The following is a 21,705-nucleotide window of genomic DNA, read 5'->3' as shown; positions in this document are numbered from 1 at the left end:
CGGCGGACCCCCCGCGCCGCCGCAGTCCGGACCCATTCCGGCCCAAGTGCCGGCCTGGAACCAGGGACCGCATCCGGCACCGAAGCGCAACCCGTGGCCGATAGTGGCCGCCGTAGCCGTGGTGTTGGTCCTCGTCGTCGGCGGGATCATCGTCTGGGCGGTGATCCCGGACAAGAAAGATGTCAAGAAGAAGAAGCTCATCTCGGAGGAACGCCTGAGTTCGCTGTTGCTCAGTTCCTCAGAGATCAACTCGGTGATGGGTTCATCGACGATGCAACCCGGCAAGCCGATCACGTCGGTGGATTCCTCGCCGGCGAGTCTGTCGTTGATGGACTGCCAGGGAACGATGTATACCAGCCAGGCGCCGACGTATTCCGGTACCGGGTACACCGGGATCAGCAGCTTGGTGTCGTCCGAGCCGGGCGATGACTACGACCACTGGGCCAACCAGGCCGCGGTTACCTTCCCGACGACAGACAAGGCCGACGAGTTTCTGCAAACGCAGGTCGGCAAATGGAAAAACTGCGCCGGTAAGCAAATCACGGTCACCAGTAAGAGCAAGACCTTCCGGTGGACACTGGGCGAGCTGCAGGGTCAATCCCCGAAAATCACGCTGTCGATGACTCAGGAAGGGGCCAACGGCTGGGAGTGCCAGCGGGCCATGGGCGTGACGAACAACGTGGTCGTCGACGTCAAGGCGTGCGGATTTCAGATCACCAACCAGGGCGCCCAGATTGTCGACAAAATCGTCGCCAAGGCCGATGAAGAAACTTAGCGGCTAGCCGGACAGGTCCGGGCCCTGCGCGCGCAGGTCGTCGACGGCCGACATGGCGGTCCGCAACTTGGCCAGCCACTCCTCGGTGTGCTCACCGACCAGCTTCACCGACCAGGCCAGCGCATCGGCACGCGATCGCGCGACGCCAGCGTCGACCAGGGTGTCGAGAACCTGGCGTTCCGGCTGCTTGAGGCGCGTCATCACCGGCACCGCGATGTGGGTGAACAGAACCCGGTCACCGTTTACCTCCACGCCCCAGGAAACCTTGCGCCCGTAGCGATCCTGCGCTTCTTCGGCAATGTCCATTCGTTCGGCCCGGGTTTCTTCGCGGAATCGGGAGACCCGCCCCTCGGCCCGTGCGGAGCTTTCGCTTTCGTCGGCACCGCCCGACGCGGCCAACTTTCCTACGACGGTGATCTCCTCGCGGTCGACGATGACCGCCGGGTCGCCGTCGAACCAGGATTCAGGCAGCCGACCGGCGAACCACTCCGCGGCGCCGCTGGCGTCGGGTTGCTCAGCTTGCTGCCAACCGCCGGGACGGCCGTGACGCCGTCCATGATGATGTAGGTTCATGATTACATGATTACACCGTTATAGGTGTTAGCAAGTATTTTCGCCCTGTTTCGCCGGCGGCGAAATTCGGGCCCCGACGTACGCCAGGCTCTCCGCGGGTAGCTGACCCGCGCAAAAGCGTTGCCCTGAGTGCTTCGCAGTTGTATTTTTAGTAGCGAAGCAGGCCCGGAAGTGACCGAATCTCAAGAGCCGGAAGAAGGGTGAGAACCGGCCGCGTCAGACCCGCGTAAGACGGAGTCGGCAACGCACCCAACGAGTCACGCCGGGCCTGCCCATGTGCGCGGCGCTGCTAATCAGAGCTGGACGAGCCCCGCCGAATCCGAAACAACTTGGCTTCACTCTTGATGCCCTTGAGGCGACGCGCGCCGACGAAAGAGCCGCTGAAATCGGCGCCTTCGCGGACGGCTTCGAAGACCGCTTCGGTGACCAGCACCGTGCCCGGACGCGCCGCCCCGGTAACTCGGCTCGCCGCGTTGACGGGACTGCCGAACCAGTCGCCGGCCCTGCTGACCGCCATACCGGAGGCGACCCCAGCCCGAAGCCGCGGGAAGTCGCTGTCGGTGTCCACCGATTCCACCAACTTCAAAACGGTGTCCAGCAGGGGGGCGGGCGCGGGGCAGACGAACATCACCGCATCGCCGATCGTCTTGATAAACCGCACCGGCGGCGCGGTGAGATCACGGGCAAGGTCGGCTAACCGTCCCGCGAGCTGACTCAGTTCCTCGGCCGAGACCACCTCGCCGAGCTTGGTGAACCCGACGAGGTCGGCGAAGGCGACGAAGATGGGACGCGCGCCCGGCAGCGGCTTGCCCGCTGCTCGCTCGCCGGCATTGACCGCCTCGGTCTCCATCATGTGCCGCAAATGCATCAGCAACATGTCGTGGATCATCGGGCCGAGCAGCGGCGCAATCTCACTGACCAGCGCCTTCGATCCCTGCGCGATCTGCAGCTCGGTCGCACCCGGTCGGATGATCGCCGCCAGCGCGGTGTACCGCATGACTTCGGCCGCATGCGATAAGCCTTCGGCGAGCACCCGCACCACCGCCACCACCTGGTCGGGATCGAGCCCGAGGTCGACAAACCGCCGCGCATACGCGGCGGCCTCGCCGTCGGCGCGCATGTGGATGGCCGCATCCGGATCGTCCACGCGGGCCAGGCCGACGGCCCGCTGCACACGTTGCAGCAGCTCCAAGTCAATGCCGTGGCGCTCACTGATTTCGCGCGCAGACACGTAGGTGCCGTCGTCGCCGATCAGATGCCGCGAAGCCAGCAGCAAGGGCGGGTTGGTGTTTCGGATCTCCTCGGCACTGATGCCCTCGTCAAGCAGCCACCGCACCAGCTCGGCGCGCTCCACCCGCGCCTGGCCTTCGAGCCCCTCGAGCAGGTCGTCTAGGTCGTCTAAATCGTCTAGGTCGTCGGGTGTCATGAGACCGGCGGCCTGCGGTGTGCCCACGGACGGGCAGCTTCGATCTGCGCGGACAGCGACAGCAGCGTCGCCTCGTCATACGGTCGGCCTACCAGCTGCACCGACATCGGCAGACCGTCGTCGTCGAAGTCCCACGGCACCACGGCGGCCGGCTGGCCGGTCAGATTCCAAATCTGCTGGTAGGGCACCCGCTGCGCCACCAGCAACAGCGTGGAAACCCCGCCCCGACGCTGATACGCGCCGATACGGGACGGCCCGGCGGCGCAGCCCGGCGTGACCACCACGTCGACGTCCTCGAAGATCGACTGGATCCGCGTGTCCAGCCCCGTCTCGGCCGCGCGCAAAGCCGCCATGCGCCGGTCGGAGAAGAAGGAACCCAGCCGCGCGATGGATCGGGTACGTGGTTCGAGCCGCTCGGGATGGGCCTGGGCGTCCGCGTCGTCGCTGATGCCACGCAGGAAGCGGGGCAGATAGTTCGCGAGAATCGCGGCCGGAGGATAGTGCGGATCGCGATCGACCACGTCGTGACCGAGATCGCGAAGCAACGCGCCCGCCTGCTCGAGCGCGGTCAACTGGGCCCGGCCTACCCTGACCGGCATCGGGGTTGGGACCTTGGTGCTCAACGCAATTCGCAGCGGTCCCGGCTGGCGTGCCGCCGCGGCGGCGAACTCGCCCTCGGGACCAAGCACCGTGTTGGTCGCGTCCAGCAGCAACGCCGCGTCGCGCACCGAGCGCGCAATCGGTCCGTTGACACTGAGACCGTGCCAGGCTTCGTCATGCGGTTCCAATGAGACCCGGTCGCGCTGCGGCTTGAGCCCGAACAATTCACACCAGGTGGCCGGGATGCGGATCGAGCCGCCTCCGTCGGAACCCAGTGCCATCGCGGCCAACCCCGCCGCGACGGCAGCGGCGCTACCGCCGCTGCTGCCGCCCGGCGTGCGCCGCGGGTTCCAGGGATTTCGGGTGGCTCCGAACGTCAGCGACTCGGTGAAGGGCATGATCATCAGTTCCGGCACCGCTGTCTTGCCGATGATCACCGCACCCGCGGCGCGCAGTCGGCGGACCACCTCGGCGTCAGCGGTCACGGCCGGCCCGTGCGCACCGCTGCCGTAGGTCGTTACCTCACCCGCGACGTCGACGTCGTCCTTGATCGCAATCGGCACACCCAGCAGTGGCCGCCGCTCGCCGGCGTCCAGGCGTTGCTGGGCTTTCTCGGCCTCTTCGCGCGCGGCGTCGTACCGCACCACGCGGTAGGAACGCAGCTCGCTGTCCAGCCGTTCGATCCGCTCCAGATAGATCTCGAGGAGCGTCGGAGCGGTGACTTCACCGTCAGCCAGCATCCGTGCCTGTTCGGCCGCGCCGGCGAAAGCGAGATCGCTGGTGTCCACTGCCGCAGCGTATCCCGCACCGCAGTGGCGCCCGCGGTTGCTTGGGACCGGAGAAGTACGGTGGCGACATGTCCTGCGTGTTCTGTGCGATCGCCGCCGGGGAAGCTCCTGCCGTCCGGATCTACGAAGACGACAGCTACCTGGCGATCCTCGACATCCGACCGTTCACCCGCGGTCATACCCTGGTGATTCCCAAAGAGCACAGCGTGGACCTCGCGGACACGCCGCCCGACACGCTGGCCGGGATGATCACCCTCGGACAGCGCATCGCGCAGGCGGCCAAGGCGACCGAACTGGCCGACGCGACCAATATCGGGATCAACGACGGGCGCGCGGCCTTCCAGACGGTGTCGCACATTCACCTGCACGTGCTGCCGCGGCGCAACGGCGACAAGCTGTCGGTGGCTAAAGGACTGCTGATACGGCGGGACCCGGACCGCGAGGACACCGGGCGCATCCTGCGCGACGCACTGAATCGGGGCGCGGCAACCGCGTAAACGTGGGCCTTCGTGGCAATAATTGGACAATCGGTACTGAATTTGCGTCAATAACATACCGAAAGTCAGTCCATAGCCAGGGGTAGCGGTCTATCCTATGAAGGCGTGGCGGTGAAGCTCCGGGTAGTTCGCCGTTTTTAGTGCGGGCTGCGAGCTGGAGCGAAAGATGAAGCGCTGGACGGGAAAGCCCTGCCCGTTCACCACGCTGACCATGGGAGTCAGTGGTGCCGTGGTCGGTGGATATGCGCTGGCCGCGGCGCTGGTTATCGCCTCCTCGATCTGGGGTTGGCAGGGTCCGTATGCGACCCGACCCGCCGTTCAGGTGGTGACGGTGCTCTGCCTGGCCTTCACGGCCTCCTGTGCAGCCCGCGCCGCTCGCTACTCCGAAGGACGGCGGCGGGCCGGCTGGCTGGCGCTCGTGATCGCGCTGACGGGCTGGGGCGTAGGCGAGGTCATCTGGGCGGTCTTGGACGTGCGGCCCGAAGTAGAGCACGCCAGTCACCCTGCCGCGACCGAGATCGTGCTGCTGCTGTATCCGATCGGCGTCTTCGCCTGCATGTTGTTGCTGTCGAACACCGACGGGCACAACATGCGGCGACTGGTGCTGGACGGCGTCATCGTGGCCACCTCGCTGTTCGTGGCGGCGTGGGTATTCGTGTTGGACGAACTGCTTCGCACCAACAGCCGCTCGCGGCCCACCACAGTGGTGCACGTCGTCGCCGACATCTTGCTCATGACGACTGCGATCCTGATCTTGTCGCGCGGCCAGCCCAGCGGGCGGCGAAGCCTGACCCTGCTCGCCGGCGGAGTCACGACCATCATGCTGGCCGACATGCTGGTGCTCTTCCAGACCGGAGTCGGCAGCTACCACAGCGGCGACCTGGTCGATGTGAGCCGGGTGGCCGGCTTGGGATTGTTGGCGTTGGCGGGCCTGGTCAGCGTGCGGGAACCGCGCGTCGTGACCACTCAGGACGAGATCTCTTCGCGGGTGCGGCTGTGGCTGCCTTATCTGCCGCTGGTGTTGGCCGCCGTGGTCGGCCTTGGTCACGCGTTACGCATGATGCGGCACGGGCCGTTGCTGGCCGGATTGGGCGTCCTGGTCGCCGCCGTGCTGGCCCGGCAACTGGTGGTGCTCGTCGAAAATCAGGGCCTGCTGACCGAAGTGGCCCGAGAAGCGTTCCGGGACAGCCTGACCGGGCTGGCCAACCGCGCCAATTTCCTGCACACCTTGGAGCAGGCCGTCTCCCGTCGGAACAAAGAAGCTACCCCCATCGCGGTGATGTGCCTGGATCTCGACAACTTCAAATCGGTCAACGACGCCCTGGGCCACCCTGCCGGTGACGAACTTCTCGTCCGGGTCGCCGGGCGGCTGACCGCCGCGTTGTCCGAGAACGGCACGGTCGCGCGCCTTGGCGGCGACGAGTTCGCGGTGCTGATCGAAGGTCCGGCCGAGGAATCGCACGCGGCCGCACAACGCGTCCTGGAGTCCTTCGACACTGCCATCGTGATCGACGGCGTTCCGTTGACGGTCCGCCCCAGCATTGGGTTCACGGTGGCCGCCGGCGACTCGAACTGCACCGTCGACGAGCTACTCCGACACGCCGACCTGGCCATGTACGCCGCCAAACGCGAAGGCGGACAATGCATCCGCAGCTTTGTGCCGGATCTCCCGCTCCCCTACGCGGTGCCCGAACTGGCCGACTCGTCCATATCAGGGCTGCCGAGCATCCTCGAAACCGAGTTCGACGACGGCCGGCGCGGCCCCGGCGCGTTCGGTGCAGCCGGCTCGGCGAATGCGGCCGCACTGGCACGGACCATCAAACCGCTTGCCGCCCTGCGCGCTGACGGGGCCAAGTCGTCGCCAGACGAACCACCCGACCTGCCATCCGGCATGCGCTGGCCACCGATCTCTGTCCGAATAAGCTTGGGCCTCTTGGCCATTGGCGTACTGGTCTTTGCGGCGACCTGCCTACCGCACCCCACCGCCGATCACTCCCCGTTCTTCGCCAACGTGTTCTACCCGGCGTTGAACCTGTTTGCGGCCGCGTTGATCGGCTATCGCGCCTACCGCGTCCGCACGGATCGTGCGGCGTGGACGGTCATCGCGCTCGGCACCGCGATTTCGGCGCTGGGCGACGTCATCTACGCCAAGTGGGTGCCCGACGGTCAGTCACCGTCGATTGCCGACCCGGCCTATCTGGCCTTCTACCCACTGGCCTACGCCGGGCTATTGCTGCTTATGCGGACCCGCCTGAAACGGGTGCCCGTCTCGATCCGACTCGATTCGCTGGTGTGCGGGCTGGCCATGGCCTCTGTCGCCGCGGCGCTGACGGCCGGGCCCATACACGCCGCAACCATGCGCGCCCCGGCCACCGTACTGGTCGGCCTGATCTATCCGTGGTCTGATCTGATCCTGTTGGCGCTGGCGGCCGGAATGCTGCCAATCCTGGGCTGGCGCAACGAGTTCCGGTGGGGACTGCTGGTGCTCGGATTCTTTTTGTTCGCTGCCGCCGACACGGCATATTTGTTCGAGACCGCGGCCAGCGACTACCGGGTCGGCACGATGCTCGACGCTTTCTGGCCGGTTTCTGCTCTACTCATCGCGACGGCCGCCTGGACGGCTTGGTCCTCGACACCGCCGTTGGCCAAACGTGGACTCGGCGCCTACGCCGCCCCGGTGGCATGCACCATCGTCGCGTTGTCCGTGACCGCCGTGAGCCACCAATCACCTGTTGCCCCAACGTTGGCCGCGTTGAGCCTGATCGCCGTCGCGGCCCGGTTCTCGGTGACCTTCCGGGAAGTCGCCATGCTGGCCGAGAGCCACAAGCTGGCCATGACCGACGGATTGACGACGCTGCCGAATCGTCGCTCGCTAGCAACGGCGCTGACCGAAGTGCCGGTCTCTCGGCCATCGGGTCCCGTTATCGCACCGTCGTTGACCACCCGGGCGCCGGCCCGCCGGGCGTTGCTGCTGCTACAGCTCCACGAGTTCACCGAACTCACCGACTCGGTCGGGATCCGCTTCAGTGACGAATTGCTCTGTCAGGTCGCAAATCGACTGTCGCAGAACGTACGTCGCGAAGACCTGCTGGCTCGAGCCGGCGAGAACGAATTCGCGATACTACTTGCCGAGGGAGCGGATCTCGTTGCGGCACGGGCCCAAGCGGGCCGCTTGCTCGAAGCGTTGAGCGAGCCGTTCGCTCTGGACCCGATGACAGTTCAGGTGGATGCCCGCATCGCCATTGCGCTGTATCCGGACCACTGCGACCATCCGCAGGAACTGCTCAACCACGCCGAGATGACACTTCCGCACGCCAGATCCGCCAAAGGCAAGATCGCGGTGTACGACTCGGCTTTCGAGTTGTATCGCGAGAACGACCCCAACCTGATCGAGGAGCTTCGGGCTGCGCTCGCCGACGGGACCGAGTTGACGTGCCACTACCAGCCCAAGATCAACGCAGCTGACGGCAGCGTGCACAGTGTCGAGGCGCTGTTGCGCTGGCACCATCCCAGCCGGGGCCTGCTGCTACCCGAAGAATTTCTGCCCGCGGCAGAGCGCGCCGGACTGATGCGCAAGATAGCCAACCGCACCGTCAACCTTGCCCTCGACCAGGTTCAGTCCTGGCGCGAACACGGCATGCCGCTGACCGTCGCGGTAAACCTCTCGACGACGAACCTGCTCGACCTCGATCTGGTCAGCACCGTAGCCCAACTCCTGCAGTCCCATGGTTTGCCCGCCGACGAGCTCATTATCGAGATCACCGAGAGCACGCTGGTCGACTCGGCGCGGTCCCGCAACACCGTCGCCGCGCTGCAGCGCCTCGGTGTCCGCATCTCACTGGACGACTACGGCACCGGATGGTCGTCATTGGCGCGGCTGCAAGACGTTTCGGTCGACGAGCTCAAACTGGACCGGGTGTTCGTGGCGCGGCTTGCGCAGGATCCGCGCTCGGTGGCCATCGTGCGGTCCACAGTGGCGCTCGCCGAAAGCCTCGGCGCCGACCTGGTTGCCGAAGGCGTTGAAGACGCAGCCACGTTGCGGGCACTGCGCCAGTACGGTTGCACCATCACCCAAGGGTTCGTGCACACCCCGCCGTTGCCGGCCAATGACCTGCGGAACTGGATACGCGACAACGCGCCTGATCACGCTTCGAGCAAGGTGCGGCGAGACCGCGTCACCGAATCAGAACAATTCCTTGGCCAGTAACTCCAGGGTGGCCACCCGGGCGGGTGCCGTCGCTGGGTCAGTGCCGCGGCGAGCGGACGCCACCGGGTGCACCATCACCTCGTCCACGCCGAACCGTTCGGCCAGAGCACGCACCTGCTCAGCGGCCTCGGCGGGTGAGCCGACGACTGCGCGCTGCAGTCCGCTGTCCACGATGCGCTGCTGCTGTGGCGTCAACGTGGCCTGCTGAGCATCTTCGACCAACTGCACCTGCCCCAGCGGCTGTCCGGTGCGCAAGCGCGCCATCATCTGCAGGTTGGGCAGCATCAATGCCGTTGCCTCGTCCCGTGTTTCGGCTACCGCAGCATTGACCGTCAGGAACGTCACCGGCTCTTCAGCCAAGTCGCTGGGCCGGAAATTTCGCCGGTAGTGCTGCAGCGCCTCCTCGGTGCCCTGGCCCGAGAAGTGATGGGCGAACACGTACGGCAGACCCTTGGCGGCGGCCAGATGCGCCGAGTACATCGACGACCCCAGCAGCCACAACCGCGGTTCGCTGGTCGCGGCCGGCGTGGCCTTGAGGGTGTAATCCCCTGAGCGCAACTCCACCCGCACCCCGCGAGCGCTCATCAGCGCGGCCACGTCGTCGAGGTACTGGGGGAAATTCTCGATGTCGGTGTCGTCGCGGCCGCCGCGCAACATGTACGACGTGACCGGGTCGGAGCCGGGCGCGCGGCCGATACCGAGGTCGATACGTCCCGGGGCCGCCGCCTCCAGCAACGCGAATTGCTCGGCCACCGCCAGCGGGGCGTGGTTGGGCAGCATCACCCCACCCGATCCGAGCCGCAACTGCTCGGTCTGCGCGGCCAAATACGCGATCAGGACCGGCGGGCTGGTAGCGCCCACCGAAGGCATGTTGTGGTGCTCGGCGACCCAATAGCGCGTGAAGCCAAGCCGATCCGCGGTCTGCGCCAGCGAAACCGTAGCCGCCAGCGCATCCCGGGTCGACTGGTCGGTGCGCACCGGCACCAGATCAAGAACGGAAAGACGCACGACCTGATCAACGCTCTTGGCTGGGTGGATGTTCCCGCGTGACGCTCGGCGAGCGTCACGCTGGGGTGACCCTAGGCGGCGACGGCCACGCTGGCGTGACGCTCGGCGAGCGTCACGTTGGGGTGACCCTAGGCGGCGACGGCCACGCTGGCGTGACGCTCGGCGAGCGTCACATTGGGGTGACCCTAGGCGGCGACGGCCACGCTGGCGTGACGCTCGGCGAGCGTCACGCCGAGGATCAGTAGTTGAGCAACGTGAAGGAGTTGACGATCAGGTCGAACTGCTCCTGCGAGATGGGCGCACCACCCGGGATGCTGTCGCTGGCCAGGAACTGCGTGCGTTCGGTGTAGGCGTGAAAACGCTTGAAATAGTTGGCAAATCCGAGCCCGTGGTCGGTGCGCGCCAATTTGAGTTCGCCGGCCAGCACGGTGGCACCCAATAAGGCAAGGCTGGTCCCCTGCCCCGACAACGGCGAAGCGCAGTAGGCGGCATCGCCGACCAGTGCCACCCGCCCGATCGACCAGTGATCCATCACGATCTGCGACATCTCGTCGAAGTAGAAATCCGGCGAGGACCGCATCAACTCCAGCAGTTGCGGCCGTATCCAGCCGTCGTCGGCCATCCGACGTTCCAACTCGGCGAACTGAGCCGCGGTGTCGCGGTAGTCGACGCGCAAGTCGGGATCCATGAACCCGAGCATGGCGCGCGCCTCGGAGTTGCGGCGCGTGCTGTAAATACCGGCCATGGTGCTATCGCCGTAGTGCCACTTCTGCCAGTAGTCCAAATCCAAGAAGTTGGGCACCGTGAAGATCGCCGCGAACGTCCCGAGTCGCTTGATGAAGCGGTCTTCGGGTCCGAAAGCCAGTCTGCGCACATTGGAATGCAAGCCGTCGGCACCGATCACCAGATCGAAGCTGCGTGGATCTGAATTTTCGAAGGTGACCTCGGCCGCGGGTCCGAGGTTGTCCAGCGTGACGATACTGTCGTCGAACAGGAATTCAGTCTTCAATTTCGTTTCGTCATAAAGCAATTCGACCAGATCGTCGCGCAACAACTCGATGTCGGCATTGTTGATCGGCCCGCCGGTCGGCGTCGACTCGGTGTCCTGGGACAGTTCGTTGCCGTCGCGATCAACCACCGAGGAGCCCCGGATTCGCGTCTTGCAATCCTCGGCGGCGGCCCGCAAACCCATGCGGTCCAGCACTTCCAGCGCCGGGCCGCGCACGTCGATGGCCTGTCCGCCCGGTCGCAGCCCGGGGTAGCGCTCCACCACGGTGACCGAATAACCGTTGCGTTCCAGCCAAAAGGCCGCGGTAAGCCCCGCGACACTGGCCCCGGAAACCAGCACTGACTCCACCATTACCTGATTCCTGCCAGCCTCTTCGCGTCCTGGAAGACGCCGTCGAGCATTGCCGGAGTCAACTTACCCGTGAACATGTTCTGTTGGCTCGGGTGGTAGCAGCCCAAGACCAACACCCCCGACGGCATCTCGGCCAGCGCGCCGTGACCGAACTTCGGCTTGCCGGGTCCGGCACCGGCCAGTCGTAGCGCAATCCGCCAGGCGAAGCCTCCCAATGCGACCAACACCCGCACGTGCGGGGACACCAGGCGCCATTCGGCATCCAGCCAGGACGCACAGGTGTCCCGTTCGGCCGGCGTCGGGGCATTGGCCGGCGGGGCGCAGCGAACTGGCGCGACAAGGCGAATCTGCTTGGCCCGCAACCCATCTGCCGCATCGACGCTCGTCGGTTGGTTCACCAGCCCGGCGCGATACAGCGCGGCGTACAACTGGTCGCCGGATCGGTCGCCGGTGAACATCCGGCCGGTTCGGTTGGCTCCGTTCGCGGCGGGCGCCAGACCCACGATCAACAGCCGGGGCCGCTCGGCTCCCCAGCCCGGCACCGGACGACCCCAATACGGCTGGTCGGCGAAGGCGCGCCGTTTGGTGACGGCAACCTCCTCGCGCCAGGCGACCAACCGGGGACAGGCCCGGCACATGCTGCTGGCGGCGTCGAGTTCGGTGATCGAGCCCGCTTCGCAAGCCAACGCGGCCGCCGCTGCGGAATCCGCGGCGACCGGGGTCTGCGGCGTCGCCACGTCACCGGGCCAGCCGGTGCCCGGCGGCACCGGGGAATCGAACGGGCGGCCGGTGCGGGGATGGAAAAACACACGACCATCCTGCACGGCCAGCAGAAAATCGGTGGTTGCGATGACGGTTTGGGGCTAGATTCAGCCGCGATATCCGATGCGCAACAAGAGCCGCGGCCCGGCAATTCTGGTCCTGTTCGCCACGCTGATGGCGTGCGCGGGCGACGGCGTTTCACTGGTCGCCTTTCCGTGGTTGGTGCTGCAGCGGCAAGGTAGCGCTGGACAGGCGTCAATCGTGGCCGGCGCGACGACGCTGCCGCTGGTGTTCTCCACATTGCTGGCCGGCACCGCGGTGGACTACTTCGGCCGTCGACGGGTCTCGATGGTCGCCGACGCACTGTCGGGAGCGGCGGTGGCCGGGGTGCCGCTGGTGGCGTGGGCGTTCGGCGCCGATGCGGTCAACACCGCCGTGCTGGCGATGCTGGGCGCGTGCGCGGCCGCGTTCGATCCGGCCGGGATCACCGCGCGCCAGTCGATGCTGCCCGAAGCGGCCGCCCGGGCGGGTTGGTCGCTGGACCGGGTCAACAGCATCTACGAGGCGATCCTCAACCTGGCCTTCATGGTCGGCCCCGGTCTGGGCGGCTTGATGATCGCGACGGTGGGCGGCATCACCACGATGTGGATCACCGCCGGAACGTTCGCGTTGTCCATTGCAGCGATTTCGGTGCTGCGTCTTGAAGGTGCCGGTACGCCGCTGCACGCCACCCGCCCGGACGGGCTGAGGTCGGGAATCGTCGAAGGGCTGCGGTTCGTGTGGAGCTTGCGGGTGCTGCGCACACTTGCCCTGATCGACCTCACGGTCACCGCGCTGTATCTGCCGATGGAAAGCGTGCTGTTTCCCAAGTACTTCAGCGACCGCAATCAACCGGGGCAGCTGGGTTCAGTTTTGATGGCGCTCTCGCTGGGCGGCCTGGTGGGGGCTCTTGGTTACGTCGCGCTGGCGCAACGGGTGTCGCGGCGCACCATCATGCTGACGGCGGTGTTGACGCTTGGGGTGGCAGCGACGGTCATCGCTTTGTTGCCGCCACTGCCGGTGATCCTGGCGCTGGTCGGATTGGTGGGCCTGGTTTACGGGCCGATCCAACCGATCTACGCCTACGTGGTGCAGACCCGTGCACCGACGCACCTACGCGGCCGGGTGGTGGGGGTGATGACCTCGTTGGCCTATGGCGCCGGGCCGCTGGGGTTGTTGCTGGCCGGCCCGTTGACCGACGCCGCCGGACTGCAGGTGGCATTTTTCGCACTGGCGTTGCCGATCGTGGTGACCGGGGTGCTGTGCGTCCCGCTGCCGTCGTTGCATGAACTGGACCGCGTGGCCGAACCGGCCATCGAGGCTGCGATGCGGTCTGCGACGTAGGATCGGCCCGGTGGACGCGCTGGCAGACCTGATCGCCGAACTGCCCGACGGGATGGTGGTCACCGATCCCACGGTGACCGAGGGCTACCGGCAGGATCGTGCGTTGGATCCCGCAGCGGGCAAGCCCCTGGCGGTAGTGCGACCGCGGCACACCGAAGAGGTACAGACCGTGTTGCGGTGGGCGGCGGCGCATCGGGTTGCGGTGGTGACGCGAGGAGCCGGCAGCGGCTTGTCCGGCGGCGCGACGGCGGTGGATGACGGGATCGTGTTGTCGACGGAGAAGATGCGCGACATCACCGTCGACCCGGTCACCCGCACCGCGGTATGCCAGCCGGGACTGTTCAACTTTGAGGTGAAGCAGGCCGCCGCTGAACACGGTCTGTGGTACCCGCCGGACCCGTCGTCGTACGAGATCTGCAGCATCGGCGGCAACATCGCCACCAATGCGGGCGGTCTGTGCTGCGTGAAGTACGGCGTCACCACCGACTACGTGCTGGGCATGCAGGTGGTGCTGGCCGACGGCACCGCGGTGCGGCTGGGCGGTCCGCGCCTGAAAGATGTTGCGGGACTTTCCCTTACCAAACTGTTCGTGGGCAGCGAGGGGACCCTGGGCGTCGTCACGGAGGTGACGTTGCGGCTGCTGCCGGCCCAGAACGCGTCCAGCATCGTGGTGGCCAGCTTCGCTTCGGTGGAGGCCGCGGTCGAGGCCGTGCTGGGGGTCAGCGCGCGACTGCGGCCCTCGATGCTTGAGTTCATGGATCAGGTGGCGATCAACGCGGTCGAGGACACGCTGCGCATGGACCTGGACCGCTCGGCGGCGGCCATGCTGGTGGCCGGTTCCGACGAACGTGGCCGCGGTGGTGCCGAGGACGCCGAGGTGATGGCCACGGTGTTTGCCGAAAACGGTGCAACGGAAGTGTTTTCGACCGACGACCCGGATGAGGGCGAGGCGTTCGTGGCGGCCCGGCGGTTCTGCATTCCGGCAGTGGAGGCCAAAGGTTCGCTGTTGTTAGAAGACGTCGGGGTGCCGTTGCCGGCGTTGGGCTCGCTGGTGACCGGGATTGCGCGTATTGCTTCGGAGCAAGACCTGATGATCTCGGTGATCGCCCACGCCGGTGACGGCAACACCCACCCGTTGCTGGTGTTCGACCCTTCTGACGCCGCGATGGCCGAGCGCGCCCAGGTGGCCTACGGCGAAATCATGGATCTGGCCGTCGGGCTCGGCGGGACGATCACCGGGGAACACGGGGTGGGCCGGTTGAAGCGGCCGTGGTTGGCCGACTATCTCGGACCTGACGTGATGGACCTGAACCGGCGGATCAAGGACGCGCTGGACCCGTTGGGCATCTTGAACCCGGGCTCGGGGATCTGAGCCCGTCTTTCTTTCGCCGAGCGTGAAGCTAGTTTCACGTTCGGCGTCGAACGTGAAACTAGCTTCACGCTCGGCGGTTTGACATTGCACGAGTGCTGTCGTACCAATGAGACATGAAAGCAAGATTGTCTTATCCGGTCAAGTTTGTCCTGGCCACCGCCGAGACCTGGCCGAACCCATGGCCGATGTACCGGGCCCTACGCGATCACGACCCGGTGCACCATGTGGTGCCGACGGAACGCCCCGACGAGGACTACTACGTGCTGACCCGGCACGCCGACGTGTGGGCGGCCGCGCGCGACCACCAGACGTTCTCCTCGGCGCAGGGCCTCACTGTCACCTACGGCGACCTGGACATGATCGGGTTGCGAGACAACCCGCCGATGGTCATGCAGGACCCGCCGGAGCACACCGCATTCCGCAAACTGGTGTCGCGCGGGTTCACCCCGCGGCAGGTGGAGGCCGTCGAGCCTAAGGTGCGCGAGTTCGTCGTCGAACGCGTCGAGAAAATTCGCGCCCGCGGCGAAGGCGACATCGTCAGCGAGTTGTTCAAGCCGCTGCCGTCGATGGTCGTCGCTCATTATCTCGGTGTGCCCGAAGAGGATTGGGCGCAGTTCGACGGCTGGACCCAGTCAATCGTCGCGGCCAACACCGCCGAGGGCGGCATCGCCGCGGCCTTCGAGACGGTTGGGGAGGCCGTCGGGACGATGATGGCCTACTTCACCGCGCTGATCGAGCGTCGCCGCACCGAGCCTGAAGACGACACGATCTCGCATCTGGTGGCCGCCGGCGTCGGCGCGGACGGGGACATTGCGGGCATCCTGTCGATCCTGGGCTTCACCTTCACCATGGTGACCGGGGGCAACGACACTGTAACCGGAATGCTCGGTGGCTCAATGCCTTTGCTGTACGAGCGGCCCGACCAGCGCCAGCTGCTGGTGGACGATCCCGGTCTCATCCCGGACGCGGTGGACGAACTGCTGCGGGTCACCTCTCCGGTGCAGAACCTGGCCCGCACCACCACGCGCGACGTGACGGTCGAGGGCGTCACCATCCCGGCCGGCCGCCGGGTCCTGCTGGTGTACGCCTCGGCCAACCACGACGAGCGCCAATACGGTGACAACGCAGGCGAACTCGACATTACCCGTCGTCCGCGCAACATCCTGACCTTCAGCCACGGCGCGCACCATTGCCTGGGCGCCGCCGCGGCACGGATGCAGTCCCGGGTAGCACTGAGCGAATTGCTCAGCCGCTGCCCGGATTTCGAGGTCGACGTGCCCAACATCGTCTGGTCCGGCGGCAGTTACGTGCGACGTCCGCTGTCGGTACCGATTCGGGTAAACACCTGATGGCGGGCGACTGGCTGGGCGAACAGCGCACCGAGGTCGCCGCCGACCGGATCCTCGACGCCGCCGAGCGGCTGTTCACCGAGCGTGACGCGACTTCGGTCGGCATGAACGAAATCGCCAAGGCCGCAGGGTGTTCCCGCGCGACGCTGTACCGCTATTTCGACAGCCGCGAGGCGCTGCGCACCGCCTACGTGCATCGTGAGACGCATCGGCTCGGGCCTGCGATCCTGCAACGGATCGAGCGCATTGAAGATCCCCGCGAGCGGCTGGTCTCGGGCATTACCGCCACCTTGCGGATGGTCCGCGAAAACCCTGCGCTGGCAGCGTGGTTCGGATCGGGTCGGTTGCCGATCGGGGGGGAGATGGCCGGACAGTCCGAGGTAATCATCGCGCTGATGTCGGGTTTCCTGAGTTCGCTGAGCCCCGCCGATTCGGCCGCCATCGAACGCCGCGCTCGTTGGTTGGTGCGGGCGATCATCTCGATGCTGATGTTCCCTGGCCACGATGAGGCCGACGAGCGCGCGATGATCGAGGAGTTCGTGGCCCCGGTCGTGGTGCCGAGCAGTCCTAAAAGCACCCATTTCGTGCCGAAATAGGGTCTGCTCGGCAACTAACGCACGCGGGTACAGCGGTGCAGCACCCAGGCCAGCGGGATGGTCACCGCCACCGTGGCGACGAAAAGGTTCAGCATCGGACCGGTGTAGACGTGGGCCCGCACGATGTAGACCATGGCGAACTCCATGGTCACCAGATGGATCAGGAATATCTCGTAGGAGATTTCGCCCAGCCACACCATCGGCCTGCTGGCCAACAGCCGCGAGTACCAGCCACGGTCGCCGAGTGCCAGCGGCGCGACCGCCAGGGTGGCGATCACCGTGTAGAAAACGGTCTTCCACAGTGCCTCGGGCAGCGACTTCGGCGAGGTAGTGGGCGCGCCCGCGATCGGAGTGGAGACGATGAAGTAGCAGATGACCGCCAGCGGGATGGCCACGAAGCCGTAGCTGCGCACACCCATCGCCTGCAGCACCGTCAGCAACATGCCGCCCAGGAACCAGGCCAGATATGTGGGCAGCCACAGGCGCGCTCCATCGGGAAAGAAGCGATCGATGTGCACCAGGATCAGCCATCCCGGACTAATCAACATCAGCGCCGAGATGACCGCTACCAGCACCTTGGGCTGCCACCGGCGCCGGCACAGCAACACCAGCAACAGGTAGGCCAGCAGCGGCAGCAGCAGGTAAAACGACGCCTCGACCGCCAAACTCCACATCTGGGTCAGGCCCTGATGTAGGTACTTGCCCAAGTAGCCGTCGGTGTAGATCTGAGTCAGGGTGAGATTGCGGATCAGGCCCAGCCAGCTGTGCCCTGGGTTGGGTCCGGCCTCGCGGAAGTGGTAGAGCACGTAGGCGATCAACACGGTGACGACGTAGGCGGGCATGATGCGCCGAACCCGGTGCCGGGCATAGCGAGTCAGTGACGGCCAGGGGGCGCCGACGGCGGCAGATTGCACCCAGGGACGAAATAGCAGGAAGCCGGACAGGACGAAGAAGATCGGGACGCCGATCTCCATCCGGGAACCGACCAGACCCCAGTAGCCGTGGGTGTACTTGCCGGTGGTGTAGGCCGCGTGGGTGCCGACCACCAGTAGCGCCGCGACGGCTCGGACACCGGTGAGCGATGCGACCCGGTCGACGCCGGAGGTCTGCTCGAGACCGCCCTGAGCGTCCTCGGCTTTGGACAGGGTCATCGGTCGTGTTTCCGGCGTGGCCGGCCGCCGTCCCGCGGTGTCCGACCCTTATCGGACTTGCGGTCGGGTCGAAGGTTGATCAGTACACCCGAGATACGGGTTTGTTCAAGCTTTTTCAGCACCGCCCTGGGCAGCTTCGCCGGCAGCTCGACCAAGGAGAAGTCGGGACCGATGGCGATATGCCCGAAATCGCTTCGGTGCAAACCTCCCTCGTTGGCGATGGCTCCCACGATAGCCCCCGGGCCGATCTTGTGCCGCTTACCCACATCAATTCGGTACGTGGTGAAAGCTCGTGTCTGTCTTGGTTTTTCGGACCTCTCACGACGTTCGTCGCGATCCCGCCGCTCCCGGCGTTCCGGCGGCGGATCCGGTGCCAACAGGAATGCCTCCCCGTCACGCGACTGCAGAGCCAGCGCCGCGGCGATGTCGGCCATGGGCACGTCGTGCTCGCGTTCGTAGTCCTCGACCAACCTGCGGAACAGTTCGATCCCGCTGCCGCCGAGAGCGTCGGTGATGGAGTCGGCGAACTTCGCCACGCGTTGGGCGTTGACATCCTCGACGGTGGGCAGCGTGGCCTCGGTAAGTGTTTGCCGCGTGGCCTTTTCGATTGCCTTGAGCAGATGTCGCTCGCGCGGGGAAACGAACAGCAGTGCGGCTCCCGAGCGTCCGGCCCGGCCGGTGCGTCCGATTCGGTGCACGTAGGACTCGGTGTCGTGCGGAATGTCGTAGTTCAGCACGTGCGAGATCCGCTCGACGTCCAGGCCGCGAGCCGCGACGTCGGTGGCAACCAGGATGTCGATTCCTTTAGGCCCACCGTCTCGCAGCGCTGTGATGGTGCGCTCGCGCTGCCCCTGGGCAATGTCACCGTTTATGGCAGCCGCGGAAAACCCTCGGGCACGAAGCTTTTCGGCCACCTCCTCGGTGGCCTGCTTGGTGCGGACGAAGACGATCATCGCCTCGAAGGGTTCGACCTCGAGAACCCGGGTCAGCGCGTCCATCTTGCGCGGACCCGCCACCTGGATGTAACGCTGCGAAATGTTTTCGGCGGTGGCCGTTTTCGCTTTCGAGGTGACTTCCAATGGATCGTGCAGATATTTGGTGGTGATCTTGCGGATCGCCGGCGGCATAGTCGCTGAAAACAGGGCCACCTGTTTGTATTCCGGGGTCTCGGACAGGATGCGGTCGACTTCCTCGGCGAAGCCCATGGTGAGCATCTCATCGGCCTCGTCGAGCACCAGGTAGTCGACCCGCGACAGATCCAGCGTTCCGCGTTCCAGGTGGTCGATGACCCGGCCGGGGGTTCCCACCACCACATGTGCCCCGCGCCGCAGTCCGGCCAGCTGTACGCCGTAGGAAGCCCCGCCGTAGATCGGCAACACGTTGAGTTGCGGCAGATGTGCCCCGTAGCGGCTGAACGCTTCGGCCACTTGGAGGGCGAGTTCTCGGGTGGGAGCCAGCACCAATGCCTGGGTGGCTTTGCTGGCGACGTCGATCTTGGACAGGATCGGCAGCGCGAATGCGGCTGTCTTGCCGGTGCCGGTCTGCGCCAGACCGACCACGTCCGAACCCGCCATCAGCGCCGGAATGGTTGCGGCCTGGATTCCTGTCGGCGACTCATAGCCGACCGCAGCGATCGCACGCGCTACGTCGGGATGAATGTGCAGGTCGGCGAACGTCTCGGGGGGCTCCATTTGACTAGGGAGTCTAGCCAAGCCCGCAGTGCAAGCCGCGCTGCGGCGATTACTTCAGCCCGTGGCGGCCTTTCTTGCCGGCTTGCTCTCCGGCAGCGCCACCAACTCCGCCGGCGCCGTTTGTGGTGCCGTACCCGCCGTTGCCGCCGTTTCCTCCGTTGCCGGTCTGATCGGCGTCGCCGCCTCTGCCACCGACGCCGCCCTTCCCGGTTCCAGGCGATGCGGTGCCGCCCGCACCGCCGTCGCCGGCGTTACCGTATTGGCCAGAATCGCCGCCGTCGCCGCCGGCACCGCCGTTGACGCCGAGCCCGCCGGCGCCGCCCCCACCGCCGAAACCGAATTGCGAGCCGGCGTCACCTCCCGCACCGCCGACACCCCCGGTGCCGCGAGCCGAATACCCGCCAGTGCCGCCGTGCCCGCCACTTCCGATGGGCCCGCTGGCGTTGCCGCCAGCGCCGCCAGCGCCGCCCGTTTGGATGCCGCTGCCGCCGGCACCGCCGTTGCCGCCAGGAGCGAACTGTCCGCCGACGCCACCCGCACCGCCGGTTCCGCCGGTGACGGTGCCCATGCCGCCGGTACCGCCGTTGCCACCAGCCCCTAACAGTCCGCCAGCCCCGCCGGCGCCGCCATTTCCTGCGACGCCCGCGAGCGGACCGCCGGTAACGCTGGAGCCGCCGCCGTTGCCGCCGTTGCCACCCAGACCGAAGATCCCGCCGGCCCCGCCGGTACCGCCTCCGCCGCCGGGGGCCGCGTATCCGTAGCCGCCGCTCCCGCCGGCTCCGCCGCTGCCGAACCAGCCGCCCGATCCGCCGTTGCCGCCGGTCTGTCCTGCTATTTGACGACCGAAAGCGCCGGAGCCCCCGGCGCCGCCTGATCCCATCAGTAACCCGCCGGTCCCGCCATCTGCTCCACTGCCCGGCGCCGCGTTGGCGCCGTTGCCGATCAGGGGGCGCCCAAGCAGCAGTTCGCTCGGTGCATTCAGCGGTGCCAGAGTCTGTTGCAGCGATCCGATGGGGATCGCGCCGCCGCTGCCGGCACTGCCGGTGGCGCCCGTCAGGCTCAAACCCCCGTTGCCGCCATTGCCCGCGGTGCCGATCATTGAGCCGGCGCCGCCGGTCCCGCCGTTGCCTCCATAGCCGGGTGACCCACCGGCATATCCGCCTTCGCCACCGGCCCCGCCGAAGCCGAATGCGGTTCCGGCGGCCCCGCCGTTGCCACCGGTTCCGCCCTGGAAGTTTCCGAATCCGCCAACGCCCCCGGTGCCGCCATCGCCATACATGGTGCCGGCATTGCCACCTGCCCCACCGGTACCGCCGGTGGTCCCGCCGCCGCCGACGCCGCCTGCACCGCCGAAGCCGAATCGGCCAGAGGCGTTGCCTCCGGCACCGCCGGACCCGCCGGTGCCGTCGCTGCCGCCGAGCTGGGTGTTGCTGCCGAAACCGCCGTTGCCACCCGTGCCGCCGGTGCCGAACTCGCCGGCGTCCCCGCCATTGCCGCCTGCCCCTCCGACGCCGATGTCGTTTCTCACTGTGGTGCCTGAGGCGTTGGGTTTGGCCGTGCGAGAGTTGAGCGGGATAGGGTCAACGATCACCGCGGCAAACGTCCTCGCGGCCGGACAGACCACCAACCTAGTGGCCGCCGCCGAAGACGAAGTGTCGACGGCCCTGGCGGCGTTGTTCGGTTCGCACGCGCGCGGCTATCAGACCATCAGTGCGCACATCTCTGCCGTCCACGAACAGCTGGTGTCCGGCGTGCAAGCCGGCGCGGAATCCTACGCACTGGCCGAGGCCGCCAACACTTCGCCGTTACAGGCACTCCTCGACGTGGTCAACGCGCCCGCGATGGCGGCCGCCAATCGACCGCTGATCGGCAACGGAGCCAACGGCGCACCGGGGACCGGGGCCGATGGTGCGCCCGGCGGGATCTTGATCGGCAACGGCGGCGCCGGCGGCTCCGGAGGCGCCAACCACCTCGCCGGCGGCAACGGCGGGGCCGGGGGAATGTTCGGCAACGGCGGCGCTGGCGGCGCCGGCTACCTCTCCGGCACCGGCGGCAACGGCGGGGCGGCCGGGCTGTTCGGCAACGGCGGCGCCGGCGGGATGGGCGGCTTCAACACCGTGGGCGTCGCAGGCGCGGGCGGTCATGGCGGCACCGGGGGCATCTGGGG

16 protein-coding genes and 1 pseudogene are annotated in these 21,705 nt (G+C 66.8%); 8 read left to right on the top strand and 9 right to left on the bottom strand.

The features are described 5' to 3' along the window. Positions 1-775 (top strand): sensor domain-containing protein (locus A5634_RS06585; RefSeq protein WP_172831640.1); only part of this gene is annotated, 775 nt, incomplete at its 5' end. Between the two features lie 3 nt (positions 776-778). On the opposite strand, the gene A5634_RS06580 is transcribed toward A5634_RS06585, so the two are convergent. The 3 genes from A5634_RS06580 to A5634_RS06570 all read right to left on the bottom strand — a co-directional run bounded on the left by A5634_RS06580 (position 779) and on the right by A5634_RS06570 (position 4,162). Further along, positions 779-1,348, bottom strand: a complete 570-nt coding sequence (locus tag A5634_RS06580; RefSeq protein WP_065143258.1) for a hypothetical protein — start codon at positions 1,346-1,348, stop codon at positions 779-781. 289 nt (positions 1,349-1,637) lie between these two features. Continuing rightward, positions 1,638-2,774: an adenylate/guanylate cyclase domain-containing protein gene (locus A5634_RS06575; RefSeq protein ID WP_065143263.1), complete on the bottom strand. Its 1,137-nt coding sequence runs from the start codon at positions 2,772-2,774 to the stop codon at positions 1,638-1,640. Next, entirely contained in the window at positions 2,771-4,162 is a 1,392-nt protein-coding gene (locus A5634_RS06570) for an amidase (RefSeq protein WP_081290237.1), read from the bottom strand. Before A5634_RS06570 ends, A5634_RS06575 begins: the two co-directional genes overlap by 4 nt. 68 nt (positions 4,163-4,230) lie before the next feature. Between A5634_RS06570 and A5634_RS06565 the strand changes: the two genes are divergently transcribed. Continuing rightward, positions 4,231-4,659 carry an HIT family protein gene (locus tag A5634_RS06565; protein ID WP_065143257.1) on the top strand — a complete coding sequence of 143 codons (429 nt, stop codon included), beginning with the start codon at positions 4,231-4,233 and terminating at the stop codon, positions 4,657-4,659. A gap of 166 nt (positions 4,660-4,825) precedes the next feature. Continuing rightward, positions 4,826-8,866: a diguanylate cyclase domain-containing protein gene (locus tag A5634_RS06560; RefSeq protein WP_081290236.1), complete on the top strand. Its 4,041-nt coding sequence runs from the start codon at positions 4,826-4,828 to the stop codon at positions 8,864-8,866. On the opposite strand, the gene A5634_RS06555 is transcribed toward A5634_RS06560, so the two are convergent. The 3 genes from A5634_RS06555 to A5634_RS06540 form a co-directional block, all read right to left on the bottom strand. Beyond that, entirely contained in the window at positions 8,843-9,874 is a 1,032-nt protein-coding gene (locus A5634_RS06555) for an LLM class flavin-dependent oxidoreductase (RefSeq protein ID WP_065143256.1), read from the bottom strand. The two genes, A5634_RS06560 and A5634_RS06555, sit on opposite strands and share 24 nt — an antisense overlap. Before the next feature lie 238 nt (positions 9,875-10,112). Further along, positions 10,113-11,231, bottom strand: a complete 1,119-nt coding sequence (locus A5634_RS06545; RefSeq protein ID WP_216638715.1) for an FAD-binding protein — start codon at positions 11,229-11,231, stop codon at positions 10,113-10,115. A gap of 2 nt (positions 11,232-11,233) precedes the next feature. Continuing rightward, positions 11,234-12,058: a uracil-DNA glycosylase gene (locus A5634_RS06540; protein ID WP_065143253.1), complete on the bottom strand. Its 825-nt coding sequence runs from the start codon at positions 12,056-12,058 to the stop codon at positions 11,234-11,236. A gap of 61 nt (positions 12,059-12,119) precedes the next feature. Here A5634_RS06540 and A5634_RS06535 point away from each other — a divergent pair, with 61 nt between their 5' ends. From A5634_RS06535 to A5634_RS06520, 4 genes are all read left to right on the top strand, one after another. Then, positions 12,120-13,379: an MFS transporter gene (locus A5634_RS06535; protein ID WP_065143252.1), complete on the top strand. Its 1,260-nt coding sequence runs from the start codon at positions 12,120-12,122 to the stop codon at positions 13,377-13,379. A gap of 52 nt (positions 13,380-13,431) precedes the next feature. Further along, positions 13,432-14,751 carry an FAD-binding oxidoreductase gene (locus tag A5634_RS06530; protein WP_065143260.1) on the top strand — a complete coding sequence of 440 codons (1,320 nt, stop codon included), beginning with the start codon at positions 13,432-13,434 and terminating at the stop codon, positions 14,749-14,751. A 113-nt stretch (positions 14,752-14,864) separates the two neighbouring features. Further along, complete coding sequence (locus A5634_RS06525; protein ID WP_065143251.1) at positions 14,865-16,100, top strand: cytochrome P450; 1,236 nt, start codon at positions 14,865-14,867, stop codon at positions 16,098-16,100. Further along, entirely contained in the window at positions 16,100-16,696 is a 597-nt protein-coding gene (locus tag A5634_RS06520) for a TetR/AcrR family transcriptional regulator (protein ID WP_065143250.1), read from the top strand. Before A5634_RS06525 ends, A5634_RS06520 begins: the two co-directional genes overlap by 1 nt. 14 nt (positions 16,697-16,710) lie before the next feature. Here the strand turns inward: A5634_RS06520 and A5634_RS06515 are convergent, their stop codons facing one another. The 3 genes and pseudogenes from A5634_RS06515 to A5634_RS29845 form a co-directional block, all read right to left on the bottom strand. Then, the gene (locus A5634_RS06515) at positions 16,711-17,847 is read right to left on the bottom strand and encodes an acyltransferase family protein (protein WP_065143249.1); all 1,137 of its coding nucleotides are present in this window, start codon (positions 17,845-17,847) and stop codon (positions 16,711-16,713) included. Continuing rightward, on the bottom strand, positions 17,844-19,538 hold the full coding sequence (locus A5634_RS06510; RefSeq protein WP_065143248.1) for a DEAD/DEAH box helicase: 1,695 nt from the start codon (positions 19,536-19,538) through the stop codon (positions 17,844-17,846). Before A5634_RS06510 ends, A5634_RS06515 begins: the two co-directional genes overlap by 4 nt. Positions 19,539-19,587: 49 nt before the next feature. Beyond that, positions 19,588-21,051 (bottom strand): annotated as a pseudogene (locus A5634_RS29845) (PE family protein); the annotation flags it as partial. Position 21,052: 1 nt separating this feature from the next. Between A5634_RS29845 and A5634_RS06500 the strand changes: the two are divergent. After that, positions 21,053-21,705, top strand: a 653-nt coding sequence (locus A5634_RS06500; RefSeq protein WP_155769389.1) for a PE family protein, incomplete at its 3' end; no start/stop codon positions are given.

It is taken from the genome of Mycobacterium asiaticum (genome assembly GCF_001673365.1).
In the GTDB taxonomy this organism is placed as follows: domain Bacteria; phylum Actinomycetota; class Actinomycetes; order Mycobacteriales; family Mycobacteriaceae; genus Mycobacterium; species Mycobacterium asiaticum_A.
The sequence above is the reverse complement of the archived record's forward strand: the minus strand, read 5'-3'. Positions and strand labels throughout refer to the sequence as shown.